This is a genomic window from Sphingomonas sp. SUN019, from assembly GCF_024758705.1.
Taxonomy (GTDB): Bacteria; Pseudomonadota; Alphaproteobacteria; order Sphingomonadales; family Sphingomonadaceae; genus Sphingomonas.
On sequence record NZ_CP096971.1, the window covers coordinates 1278970 to 1291313 of the forward strand.

The window sequence follows — 12344 nt, forward strand, 5'->3', positions numbered from 1 at the left end:
CCGTGTTTGGCCACCCAAAATTGCAGGGTGGCGGTCGTCCAAACTCTCCCCCAAATCGAGCCAACTAACCGAACAAATTCACTCCGACATTCGCTGAGGTTGCAGGCCGCTTCGACCAAAGCTCGGATGTCCGCTCCATCACGATCAGAGCATCGGGAAAACACCGCTCCTGAAAAGCCAGCACATCGTCGAATTCCCCGCGCAGCCATTGATCATATTCGTCAGGCTGCAACAGCACCGGCATCCGGTTGTGGACCGGCCGGATCGCTTCGTTGCAGTTGGTCATGACGCCCGAATACACGTCGCCCCATTCCGCGCTCTGTCTCCATAGCCCGGCCCAAGCAAAAATGGCCTGACCCTTAACGCTAAACCAGGTGCGTGTCTTCGCCCCCTTCGGTCCCTCGGCCTCGGCAAAGCCGGTCACAGGAATCAGGCATCGCCATTCGGCCTTGCGGGCGAGTCCGATCCACATATTCTTGCGGACATCGGCGATATTATTGACGGGCTTGGGTTTCGAGTCCGGCTTCATGCCTTTCAGGCGCAGCGGAAAGCCCCAGGTCATGGACTGCAGAACCCGAACGCCGTCCTGCTCCCGGATCACGAGGCCAGGTGAACCAGGATAGCTTTCTTCGGGTGCGTTGAATTGCTGGTCCGGCGCCGACACGCCGAAATGCGCGGCGACTTCGGCGGCGCTCTTACGGACGGTGTATAGGTTGCACATCGAGAGAGCTTATCACGAAACGTCGGCGCCGCATCCCGTCAGAGCATCGTCGGCTGGGGCAGGAAACTGGGCGGCACCTTGCCGCTTTTCCAAAGATCGTCGGTGTGCTTGATCGTCATCCGGTCCGCGCCGACCGGAGGCCGGAACTGGAAACCGATGACGTCCTGGATCGCGCCGTGCAGCCAACGGTCGTATTCGGCAGGACCGAGCAGAACGGGCATCCGGTCGTTGTACGGTTCGACCACCGCGTTGGCGGTCATCGTCATGCCGGTATAGACCGGCCCAAATTCCAGAGTGTTGCGGCAAAAGCCCGCCCAGGCGAGCAGCTGCTCGCCCTTTACTGAGAACCAGCTGCGCTTCTTCGCACCGGGATCGCCGTGGGGATTAGCGAAATCGGTGAGCGGGATCAGACAGCGGTAGCGCGGATCGACGACGAGCTTGTCCCACATCGGATTGGTGAGGTCGGCGACCAAGCCGATTCGGCCGGGCGGATCGCCGCGCAGCCGCATTTCGCTGGTCAATCGTGGAAATCCCCAGCTCATCGACTTGAGCAGCCGCCGGCCGTCGCGCTCCAGCACGACCAATCCCGGATCGCCTTCGATCGTTTCGGTCGGAACGACGATGTCGCTTCCACCCGCACCGAATTGCGCTTCGATATCCGCCAGGCACGCCGCCAGCGAATACAATCGGGTCATCGCGGCAACCCGGCGGAACTGCCGCAACTCGACAGCGACCGATCACGAGCCGTCGCCGCGCCGTCGTGTAGCGGCGTTGTTGGGTGCGGCGGGACCAACGACGGGCCGATGGGCCAGAACCGGATACCGGCATCAGCACGGCGGCGCAGCTCACCGACGATAGCGCGGGCGAGATCGGGATCGCCGTCGTACCCGCTGCGCGTCCGCTCGAACATATCGGCGAGCGCACGCGTGTCGGTGTCCGGATAATCGCGCAGCACCTCGTCAGCCTCGGCACGGGCCCAGAATTCAGGCGTGTCCCACAGCCGGCTCAACTCGCATTCCTCTCTAAAACGGCAACTCGGCGATAAAGACGATGAGATCGCCAAATATCTGTGGATCGAACACCACGCCCTCATCGGTCTCGATCAGCGGACAGGTCGCGCCGGCTTCGAAGAAGGCGGCGACATCGGTCTGGCCAAATGGATCATGGCGGTGGCACCATGTGTCCATCGCGATCGCGCGGGCGTGGAAGGCAGCTCCGGCGTCTTCCGAAAAACCATATTCCTGCGCGAACGCGCGCAGGATGCGTGCGTGGTCGACGACGTCGGCATCGCTGCGCACCGGGACATGCTGGATAGCTTCGATCGCGGCGCGCATCTGCAGACCGGTAATTGCGACCACATTCAGGGCGGCAAGCCCGCCGCCGGGCGGATTCACCCGCCGCTCGATCGCGGCGCGTTCCTCGTCTGAAGTCTCGGCAGCAAGCCAATGACGCATGTCGTCGATCTTTCCCACGAAGCACTCCAGCACCGTCGAGTCGACTGCTTTATAGAACAAATGACGAACAAACAAAAGTCTGATCAACGGAAGTCGCGCGGCTTGACCTTGATCCCCTCGGTCGGCTGGCCCGGAATGATGCCCGACCCCAGCCGGAGATCGGGAATATAGATGTCGCGCGGCCCCTTGCCGAGCGGTCGTTCCGCGGGGTCACGGTAATCGGGACCGCCGCCATTCTTCGCGCCGTCGGCGCGCGCCATGCGATAAATATTGGCGACGTCCGCCCGTCCGCCGACGCTGGCCAGCAACGGCGACAGATCGTCGAGCCGTCGGGCGATCACATGGATGACCTCGCCCTCGCGCTGCACTTGGCCGCGCACCCCCATCATCGATGCAGCCAATACGGTGCGGCGGTTGGCCTCGAAAATCTTGGTCCAGACGACGAGATTGGCGACCTCGGTTTCGTCCTCCAACGTGATGAACATCACCCCCTTGGCCGAGCCGGGCTTCTGGCGAAGGAGGACGATCCCGGCGAGTTCGACATAGCGACCGTCCCTGACCGAATGGAGTTCCGCGCACGTAATCATGCGGCGCGCCGTCAGTTCGTCACGCAGGAACGCAAGCGGGTGTGCCCGCAGGCTCAGGCCCGATGCGCGATAATCCTCGACCACTTCGGCCCCTTCGCCCATCGGCGCCAGCATCACCGTCGGCTCGATCGCCTCCTGCCGCAGCCGACCGTCGCGCGTGTCCGCCGCGGCGAACAGCGGCAGAGCGGCATCGCCCAACCCCTTCACGTCCCATAGCCCGGCGCGCCGGCCCGCGCCGAGCGAGCCGAACCCATCGGCATCGCTGATCCGGTCGAGCGCGCCGCGACCGACTCCGGCGCGGCGCTGGATTTCCTCGACCGACGTGTACGGATCGTCGCCGCGCGCCGTGACGATCGCGGCCGCATCGGCGTTGGCCAGGTCGCGCGCCATCCGCAGCCCGAGCCGCACCGCCTTGTAGGACCCACCGGTGTCTTCCAGCGTGCAATCCCAGCGGCTCGCATTGACGTCGATCGGCCGCACGTCGACGCCGTGGTTGCGGGCATCGCGGACGATCTGCGCCGGCGCGTAGAAGCCCATTGGCTGCGCGTTGAGCAGCGCCGCGCAGAAAGCGTCGGGATGATGGCATTTCATCCACGACGAAGCGTAGGCGATCAGCGCGAAGCTCGCGGCGTGGCTTTCGGGAAAGCCGTAGGAGCCGAATCCCTCGATCTGCTTGAACGTCTTCTCGGCGAACGCGCGCTCGTACCCGCGCGCGACCATGCCTTCGATCAGCTTGTCGCGGAAATGCGAGACGCCGCCGGTCAGCTTGAAGGTCGCCATCGCGCGGCGCAGCAGATCGGCTTCACTGGCGGTAAAGCCAGCGCATTCGATCGCGACCCGCATCGCCTGCTCTTGAAAGAGGGGCACGCCGAGCGTCTTCTCGAGCACGCGGCGCAGCTCCGGGGTTGGATAGGTCACTTCCTCCTGGCCGTTGCGCCGGCGGCGGTAGGGATGGACCATGTCGCCCTGAATCGGGCCGGGCCGGACGATCGCGACCTGGATGACGAGGTCGTAGAAGGTGCGCGGCGCCATCAACGGGATCGACGCCATCTGCGCGCGGCTCTCGATCTGGAACACGCCCAGCGTGTCAGCCTTGCGGATCATCGCATAGGTCGCCGGGTCTTCGGCCGGTATCGTCGCGAGATCGACCTTCAGACCCTTGTCGGTTTCGAGAAACTCGAAGGCGCGGCGCATGCACGACAGCATGCCGAGTGCGAGCACATCGACCTTCATAAAGCCCAGCGCGTCGATATCGTCCTTGTCCCATTCGATGACCTGGCGATCTTCCATCGCGGCGGGCTCGATCGGCACCAGCTCGTCCAGCCGGTCGCGGGTCAGTACGAACCCGCCGGGATGCTGCGACAGATGCCGCGGCGTGTTGATCAACTGCCGCGCCAGATCGAGCGTGAGCGCCAGGCGGCGGTCGCCGAGGTCCATGTTGAGTTCGACGGCATGCTTCTCCTCGACGCCCTCGCGGCTCCAGCCCCAGACCGAGGACGCGAGGCCGGCGGTCGCGTCCTCGCTCAGTCCCAGCGCTTTGCCGACCTCGCGCACCGCCCCGCGCGCGCGGTAGCGGGTGACGACCGCGGTCAGCGCCGAGCGCGTGCGGCCATAGGTCTCGTAGATCCACTGGATCACTTCCTCGCGGCGCTCGTGCTCGAAATCGACGTCGATGTCGGGCGGCTCGCGGCGCTCGGCCGAGACGAACCGCTCGAACAGCAATTCCGACCGGACCGGGTCGATCGAGGTGACGCCGAGCACGTAGCAGACCGCCGAATTGGCCGCCGAGCCGCGGCCTTGGCACAGAATGTCGCGGCTGCGCGCGAACGCGACGATCGCGTGGACGGTCAGGAAATAGGGCGCATAGTCGAGTTGGGCGATCAGCCGCAGTTCGTGTTCGAGCTGAGCGCGCACCTTACCGTCGAGACCCTCGGGATAACGCTCGGGCGCCTTGGCCCAAGTCAGCCGCTCGAGTTCCTGTTGCGGGGTGCGGCCGGGCACGCGCGTTTCGTCGGGATATTGGTACTTCAGCTCCTCGAGGCTGAACGTGCAGCGCGCGGCCAGCTCGACGCTGCGCGCCACCGGGCTGGTATCCTTCAGATAACGCCGGAACAGCCGCGCCATTTCCGCCGCAGGTTTGAGATGCCGGTCGGCGACGCGTTCGCGCCGGTCGCCGAGCTGGTCGATCGTGCATTTCCCGCGAATGCAGGTGACGACGTCCTGCAATAGCCTGCGGTCGGGCGCATGGTAGAGGATATCGCCGGTCGCGACGGTCGGCACCCGCGCCGCCGCCGCGATCGCCGCCAGATCGCGCAGCCGGACGGCGTCGCGTGGATGACGCCGGATCGCCAATGCGAGATAGGCGCGATCCCCGAAGATGCGCCTAGTCCTGGCGACCGCCGCCTCGGTGGCGGCGTCGGCGCGATCGGGCGCCAGCATCGCGATCAGCCCATCGCTCCATTCCGAAACGTCGTCCCAACCCAGGTGACACGCGCCCTTGCCGGCCCGGCCCTTGCCGACGCTGAGCAACCGGCACATCCCGCTATAGGCGGTCCGGCTCGTCGGATAGATCAGCAGCGCGGTGCCGTCCGTCAGGTCGAGCCGGCAGCCGACGATCGCGCGCACGCCGGTGGTCTTCTCGGCATCCCATGCGCGGACGATCCCGGCGACCGAATTGCGATCGACGATCCCGAGCGCGGGGAGACCGAGCACCGCGGCCGCGGCGAACAGTTCCTCGGGCGACGAGGCGCCGCGCAGGAAACTGAAATGGGTTGTGACCTGCAGTTCGACGTACCGAGATGCGCCGTCGTCATCGCGTTCCGCACACATCACATCGCTACACCCATCCGCAGTTGTCTCGTCACGCGAACGCACCGTGGACGAACCAGCGCATCGCGCCGGTCGCCGCATTTTCACCGTCGCCGAGCCGGAACAACCAGTAGCGGCCTCCGCTGATGGTCTCGACCTGGAAATAGTCGCGAACGGTATAGGGGCGGTCGATCTCGATCCCGGCGTCGCGCCACCATTCGCCGTACAGCCGCTCCGGGCCATCGGCCTGCGCGACGCGGAACCGTTTCCCGCGCCACACGAACATCGCAGGAGGATGGTCGGGCAGCATCGCAGTCACGTCGATCGCCTCGGGTGGGTTCAGCATCCGGCTCGGGCGTGGCAGATCGTCGTGCCATGTCGCGCCCCCGGGGACGCACAGTGCGGGCGCGCGCGCGATCGAGCGTTCGGGCATCGCGCTTGCCTGCGGGATCGTGCGGTACAGGCGGCCCTGACCGAACCGGTTGGCGAGTGCATCGACCAGCCCGGCGAGGTCGGGGCCGCGCTTGGCCACGCTTTCTAGACCTTCGCCCTGCAGGGCGCCCAGCGTCTCGACAAGCGGCGCGACGAGGGTCATCGCTTCGATGCCGAGGCCCGGATCAATCGTCTCGATCTTCGCGGCAAGCAGTTTGGCGAGGTGGGCGGCGTCGCGTGATGGCGCGGCGGTGCCGATCCGGATCGCCTGATTGTGCCCATCGACACGGTGGAAATAGCAGTCGAGACGCCGCGCGCCCTTGCTGATGCAAACGAGCTGCTCGGCGATGTCACTGGCCAGATCGGCGATCACCTGACCAAATGCTTCGGCGGTCACGAGCGGCTCCATGAACCCCCGTCGGCAGCACGGGAGGTACTCGGGAAAGATCGCCTCGATCGGCTCGGGGACGAACCCGAGCGCTTGGTCGAGGCGACGGTGAAGCGTCCGTCCGAACCGCTTGGCGAGCGGCGCGCGCGGGGTGCCGATCAGTTGCTCGATCCGTTCGAAGCCCAGCTTGCGCAGCCCATCGACCAAGCCGACGTCGACGCGAAGCGCCGCGATCGGCAGCAAGGCGATCGCCTTGCGGTGGTCGCCCGGCTCGATCGTAATCGGCCGCCCGGCCGGCACATGCCGCGCGACCGCGTGGGCGCAACCGGCCGTGTCCGCGACGGCAATCTGCACCGCAAGTCCGAACCCCGCGATCCGGCGATGCAGATCCTTGATCAGCGCGCGTTCGGTGTCGAACAGCGAGGCGCAGCCGGTTACGTCGAGCCAGAACCCGTCGGGCGGATCGGGCGCGACAATGGGTGCGTACCGCTGCCCGGCCCACAGCGCGAGTCGGCGCAGGCCGTCGAGATCAGCGGCGGGGTCGGCGTCGATCACGTCCAGTTCGCGGGTGAACGATCGCGCCTTGGTGATGGTCATGCCGGGCGCGATGCCGAGCGCCCGCGCCGCCGCGTCGGTGGTGGCGACGACGCGTCGGCCATGCTCGGCCAGCGCGGTCACCAGCGGCGCGGACGGCGCGCGCGCGTCAGGCGGCGGCTTGGCGGTCTTCCGCCGCAACCGGTCGGTCGACCAGTGCGGTAGATAGACCGATACGACCCTGCGCATCGCATCCCTCCACGATCCATTGCCGCGGCTCGCCGCCCCGCACGCGTTCGAGAGCGACCTGCCAGCGCGGCCGGCCGAGGCTCGGGATGCCGAGCGCTTCGCTCGGCGCGGCGGTGATGCGCCAGCGGGTGACCGCCGCCGTGCCTTCGGCCGCGACCTCGATCTTCGACGCGCGGCGGAAGACGAAGGCGGTGACACCCGATCCTTCCGCCGCCAGCTGGAGCCGTTTGGAGGCGGTGGTCGGATATTTGGTGACCTCGCCAACGACGCCGGCGATGCCGGCGTGCCGCAGGCATTCCTCCATCGCGAGCAGGACGCCCGAGTCGCTGCCCGCCTCGACGTGAATCACGCGGTCCGGATGAAGTCCGGCGAGATGCAGCGCCGGCGCGAACAGGTCGCGCCAGCGCAGGCACCAGAAGACGGGCCCCTCGGTGCGTGCGAGGATTCCAGCGAGAAAGATCGTCGCACTCGCATCGTCGGCCAGTTCGGGACTCCCTGCCACCTCGTGCAGAGCGCCCGTCGCAAGACCGCCGCCGGGGAGCCGCTGGTCGAGCATCTCGACTCCGAACGGAATGGCCGCACGATGCGTCTGCGGCCCCTCGACCACGGCGATGCGAGCGCGCAGTTCAGCGAGGATAGTGACATGGTGCATGGCATCGGACAGACTCAGGAACGGTTGATTCGTTCCTTTTTTGTTCCGAACGGCACATCGATGTCAATCCGATCATCGCGGCCCGTCGGACACCGAGAAGTCACCGCAAGGCGGAAACGGCGCGATTTCGGCGCAGCAATTATTTTTCGTCGGCAACGCCCGATTTTCGATCGACCTTTTTCGTTCTGTCTGTTGTCCTGCCGTCCTCGCCAATCGCAGCCTTGCCGATCTGGGTTTGGGTCGGCGGGATCATCCTGACCCGGCCGTCGCGTCATCCGGACCGGCGACCACCGTAGCTACCTTCAGTGCCCCGGCCAACCGCTTGCCGGGCCGTTTGCGATCACGGAGTGACGCGATGCCTCAGCCGTCCGCGAACAGCGGCATGCCAACTTTCAAGCGTTGAAGAAGACCAAAGGTGCGTGCGCGAGCGCAACGCCGCGCATATCACCTTCGCTATTTCCGCTATATTCGTCGCGAATATTAGAAATATCCACTAGCCGGAGTCGCCTTTGACGCCGCGAAATCGCCCAAACGGTGTTGAGATGTTGAACTTACTCGCACATTTCGGTGGCACGCGAAACGCCCGGCCATGTCGCGGTCAATTTGGCACCAATCATCGCTCCAACATTTGGTGACTTCCCTACTCTCTTCAGTGCGTCTTGTACGCTCGAAAGAATAGGATGGAGGTTGACCGTGCCACTCAATCCGCTCCCCGATCACGACCTCGACACGCTTCGTCAGGTCGTGACGATGCTCATCACCCGGTCCGGTAAGCGTCAACGCGACCTCGTACCGCGAGCGGGCCTCAGCAAGGATCAGATCTCGCGAGCATTGCGTGGCTCGCGCGGCATGACGTCCAGCGAGGCGCTGGCGTTGCTCGATGCGGCGGGCCTGCCTGCGCGCGGCGCACTAACGCTCGCACTTTACGGTCGGCAGGACCTGGCGAGCGAATGGGCATTGTCCGGCCTTGCAGCTTTCCTGGAAACATTCGTCAACGCGCTACCGGACGCACTCGATCAGGCGCTTGGCGGCAACAGCGACAGGATCGATCCTCGGTGGGGTCCGCAGGCCGCTCGATTCGTCGCACAGCGCGTGGCTCATCACATCACCGATCTGATCGAACGTGAGGAAAAGCTTGGCGACTTCGACCCGACAGGCCGTCGGCATGAACACGCCTAAATTTGGACGCAGCATCAGCGACAAAAGACGTCCTCGCGTATCCCGACTGCCGCCCTTTTCGACGTGGGCGGCTACACCTGAGATTACGCGGGTAAGTGATCAGTCCACCGCAAGTAGAAGCTGATTTAGCAAAAGTTCAGGGCTGCCAACCCATCGCAGCATCTCGCCCGTAGACGACCTTACGAGGTGGTCGAGGCGACCGTCCGTTCAGGAAAAGGATCAATTCGAAACCAATTGTGCTTGCGTGCCGCGGGGTTCTCGCGCCCATTAAGCTGCGCCGACAAACCTACCTGGGTTGGCGCGCGGCCGCCGCGCCGAGATCGGCGACAGTTCGGCATCAAAGGGCGATGCAATGACGCAGGGAGGCGGCACGAGCGAGGCGGTTTACGTGCGGCTGAAGGCCGCGCTCGTCGACGGAGCAATCGAGTCACATGCAAGGTTGGATATTGCGAAAATCGCTCACGAGTTCGAGGTGTCGCCGACACCCGTCCGAGAAGCGGCGATGCGATTGCTCGGCGAAGGACTGCTAGAATCTCACCCGCGCGGCGGCATGCGCCCGCTGCTGATCTCGGAAGTTCACCTGCGGGCCCTCCTCGAAGTACACGCCCGTCTCCTGCTGCTCGCGATCGATTGGGCACCACCGGAAACGATCGCCAACATCCAGGCACCCCAAGTCTGGGACGAGGATGGCGACTACGACGAATTGTTTGATGCCATCGCGCGAGCACCCGGGAATACCGAATTTGCTGCGATATTAAGTCGCCTCGGCGAGCGACTGGCAGCGTTCCGTCTCGTCGAACAGGAAATTTTTCCTGATGTCGCCGTTGAGATTGAGACGATGCGCGCCGCGATGACTTCCGGCTCTGCCGCGAGCTTGCGACGTTGCCTCAGAGCCTACCACCGCCGGCGCATGGCCCACGCCGCACAACTCGCCTGGCTAGCGGCACGCAAGCACATCGTGGCCTCAGACGAATGAGATCGGGCAGGTGGCGGTGCGCGCCTTGAACGCCCTTGTGTCTGTCATTGTGCGGTAATTCGCGCCAGATACCAGTCATGGACGATAGTCAGCTTCCACTCCTTGCCGAGCGCCATCGCAAAGTCCTCAGGCTCTACCGCGAGCGGTTCCGGCTAAAGGAGATCGCGCGCGAGTTGTCGCTGAGCGAGAATTCCGTGAACACCTACCTGACCGAGGCAGTTCAGATCCTTGGTGCGCCCGGGCGTCGCGCTGCCGCGGACGCTTTAGCCAGATTTGAAGACCCCTCTCGAAATTCGAGGTATCGACCTTCGGTACCTGAAATTCCTCCCGAACTGATCGTACCACCGGAACCGCAGAGACGGGATGACGCCGCCAAAAGCGACGGCTTTCTGCCGCTGCGCCCGATCGACGGGGCACCGAACAGCCTCCCGGCTCACGCCCGGCTGCTGTGGATTGTCGCGCTCTTGGTGACGCTGGTCGTCGGCGTCGCCATCGCGGTCGCGATCTACACGGTCTATGTGAAACCGATGGAGCGTCTGCTTCGGTGATCCCTCCGAATGGGCTGGAAAATCGTACCGAAGGGATCGTCGATGAAGACTAGCTTGAAGATCGCCCATCTGGCGGCACCGCGCCATCCGCTACGATCAATGGAGGATCAGATCGACCGCGCCATCGCCGACAATGCCAGCGTAACACTGGCGATGTTGGACGCGCGGGGACGCGCCGGACTTGCCGCAGCACAGGGGCACGGGCTGTTGAAGCGCAACTTGGACCTCGGCGTCCAGCTCGGACAGTTGCGCGGCGACACGGTGACGCTGCACGCGGACTGCCTTGAATTCTTGAAGACAAATGTCGACGCGGAAAGGATGTATGGCGATCAATGGGACTGTCCCAAGATGCCCGCTGGCGCGTGACTGCCACGAAGATGGGCCATCGATCCGGATGATGCCGACGCATGTAGTGGTCTTCTACTCGCTGCTTGCCACTGCGGTATCCACAGCATTCCTGATCGGGGGCCGACCCGAAAAGCAGGTCGCGGGGATGCTCCTTGCCGCGACCTGCTTCTCCAAACTCGTCGCATGGCAGCCGCTCGCGCACTTCGCGAACTTTGAGCCTGCGTTGTTTGCGACCGACGTCCTGCTGCTTGTCGGCTTGGGCCGGGTCGCGCTGCGTTCGGACAGGTACTGGCCGATATGGTTGACCGCATTGCATGCTTACTCGGTGATCGCCCATGTAGCACGCGCGCTCAACACGGATACGAATGTCACGGTCTATCTCGCGAACAGCGCGATGACCGCCGACCCTGGCCTTGTGCTGCTGACGGTCGGGTCATGGCGCCACTGGCGACGGCGGTCGCAAATGAGCTGAACCCGCCGACAATATTCTCCAAGTGGACCACCGTCAACTACCGATGCGGTATTGCAGCATCCACCCTCTTCACGACATTGCACGCCAGCGCTTCGCGGCACTCGATGCAAGCGCACTCTCTTCAGTGGAGGATGGACCGGTGGGCACACCCGCCAGCTGAAGCCAACATCGGAAACAGCGTAAGTCGCTCGTCTTGGCGATGTCTCGCCACGCCCGTGGGTCGGTAGATCGACCCGCCGATGCGCCAGTTCGGATTGCCGCCGAGTAAGGGCCATGCTTGCACCACCGCCGTAGCGACCGCGACAGCATCGGTGTCCTCGCTCGGTCAGCCGCGCGCGGTACGATGCGCGCCCTGTTCTCGCGCGCGAGACCGCCGAGTGTTTCCACGACCGTGACCCTCGATGACTCCAGAAATGGGCAGTTGTCCGATAATCTCCGCTCGCGCTTTCTTGCGGAGGCTGCTTTGGCGACCTGGATTCTTCGTCAGAGGCGCAAGCGCGAGGATGTGCTCGGTGCACATCATTTCGCCGACCCCAGCTGGGATATCATGCTCGACCTGTTTTCAGCGCAGGTACATGGCGAGAAAGTCGCAACATCGAGCCTGATCGTCGCCGCCAACGTTTCCCAAAGCACGGCGCTCCGACGAATCCGCCGGCTCGTTCGCGACGGCGATCTTGTTGCGGAGCGAGATCCGCATGATGGCCGCCGCACGTTCGTGCGCCTGTCCTGCGATCTATTCGAGCGAATTGGTGGTCTGTTGCGGCAATGGCAGGTCCTGAAGGGCTGACTGATGCTGACGGATACCACGCCACCGCCAGCCGCCTGATTGCGTTGCAGCACTACGATCGACTATGGTGTCCGCGCGTCCCTAGCGGGGCGTGGGGCGTGGAAACCCCAAGACTAGAGCCGGAGCTTCGAGGCGACCGGGTGGCGGACGTGTATGTCCAGGGCCACCCGGCCTAAAGGCGTTCGCGCCTTTGCTAGTCTTAGGTTTCC

13 protein-coding genes are annotated in these 12344 nt (G+C 64.6%); 6 read left to right on the top strand and 7 right to left on the bottom strand.

From position 1 onward, the window contains the following. Window positions 1-64: 64 nt before the first annotated feature. The 7 genes from M0208_RS06230 to M0208_RS06260 form a co-directional block, all read right to left on the bottom strand. Window positions 65-721: an SOS response-associated peptidase gene (locus tag M0208_RS06230; protein WP_258890858.1), complete on the bottom strand. Its 657-nt coding sequence runs from the start codon at window positions 719-721 to the stop codon at window positions 65-67. A 38-nt stretch (window positions 722-759) separates the two neighbouring features. After that, the gene (locus M0208_RS06235; RefSeq protein WP_258890859.1) at window positions 760-1416 is read right to left on the bottom strand and encodes an SOS response-associated peptidase family protein; all 657 of its coding nucleotides are present in this window, start codon (window positions 1414-1416) and stop codon (window positions 760-762) included. Then, window positions 1413-1730, bottom strand: a complete 318-nt coding sequence (locus M0208_RS06240) for a hypothetical protein (RefSeq protein WP_258890860.1) — start codon at window positions 1728-1730, stop codon at window positions 1413-1415. The genes M0208_RS06235 and M0208_RS06240 overlap by 4 nt, the downstream gene beginning before the upstream one ends. Window positions 1731-1743: 13 nt before the next feature. Then, window positions 1744-2193, bottom strand: a complete 450-nt coding sequence (locus tag M0208_RS06245; protein WP_258890861.1) for a hypothetical protein — start codon at window positions 2191-2193, stop codon at window positions 1744-1746. A 65-nt stretch (window positions 2194-2258) separates the two neighbouring features. Continuing rightward, complete coding sequence (locus tag M0208_RS06250; protein WP_258890862.1) at window positions 2259-5591, bottom strand: error-prone DNA polymerase; 3333 nt, start codon at window positions 5589-5591, stop codon at window positions 2259-2261. A gap of 31 nt (window positions 5592-5622) precedes the next feature. Further along, window positions 5623-7173, bottom strand: a complete 1551-nt coding sequence (locus M0208_RS06255; protein WP_258890863.1) for a DNA polymerase Y family protein — start codon at window positions 7171-7173, stop codon at window positions 5623-5625. Continuing rightward, the gene (locus tag M0208_RS06260) at window positions 7094-7825 is read right to left on the bottom strand and encodes an ImuA family protein (RefSeq protein WP_258890864.1); all 732 of its coding nucleotides are present in this window, start codon (window positions 7823-7825) and stop codon (window positions 7094-7096) included. Before M0208_RS06260 ends, M0208_RS06255 begins: the two co-directional genes overlap by 80 nt. 693 nt (window positions 7826-8518) lie before the next feature. Between M0208_RS06260 and M0208_RS06265 the strand changes: the two genes are divergently transcribed. The 6 genes from M0208_RS06265 to M0208_RS06290 all read left to right on the top strand — a co-directional run bounded on the left by M0208_RS06265 (window position 8519) and on the right by M0208_RS06290 (window position 12135). Continuing rightward, on the top strand, window positions 8519-9004 hold the full coding sequence (locus M0208_RS06265) for a hypothetical protein (RefSeq protein WP_258890865.1): 486 nt from the start codon (window positions 8519-8521) through the stop codon (window positions 9002-9004). A gap of 295 nt (window positions 9005-9299) precedes the next feature. After that, on the top strand, window positions 9300-9980 hold the full coding sequence (locus M0208_RS06270; RefSeq protein WP_258890866.1) for a GntR family transcriptional regulator: 681 nt from the start codon (window positions 9300-9302) through the stop codon (window positions 9978-9980). A gap of 77 nt (window positions 9981-10057) precedes the next feature. Continuing rightward, entirely contained in the window at window positions 10058-10528 is a 471-nt protein-coding gene (locus M0208_RS06275; RefSeq protein WP_258890867.1) for a LuxR C-terminal-related transcriptional regulator, read from the top strand. 42 nt (window positions 10529-10570) lie between these two features. Beyond that, window positions 10571-10894: a hypothetical protein gene (locus M0208_RS06280; RefSeq protein WP_258890868.1), complete on the top strand. Its 324-nt coding sequence runs from the start codon at window positions 10571-10573 to the stop codon at window positions 10892-10894. Between the two features lie 31 nt (window positions 10895-10925). Continuing rightward, the gene (locus M0208_RS06285; RefSeq protein WP_258890869.1) at window positions 10926-11348 is read left to right on the top strand and encodes a hypothetical protein; all 423 of its coding nucleotides are present in this window, start codon (window positions 10926-10928) and stop codon (window positions 11346-11348) included. 343 nt (window positions 11349-11691) lie between these two features. After that, window positions 11692-12135: a MarR family transcriptional regulator gene (locus M0208_RS06290; RefSeq protein WP_258890870.1), complete on the top strand. Its 444-nt coding sequence runs from the start codon at window positions 11692-11694 to the stop codon at window positions 12133-12135. Window positions 12136-12344 lie beyond the last annotated feature (209 nt).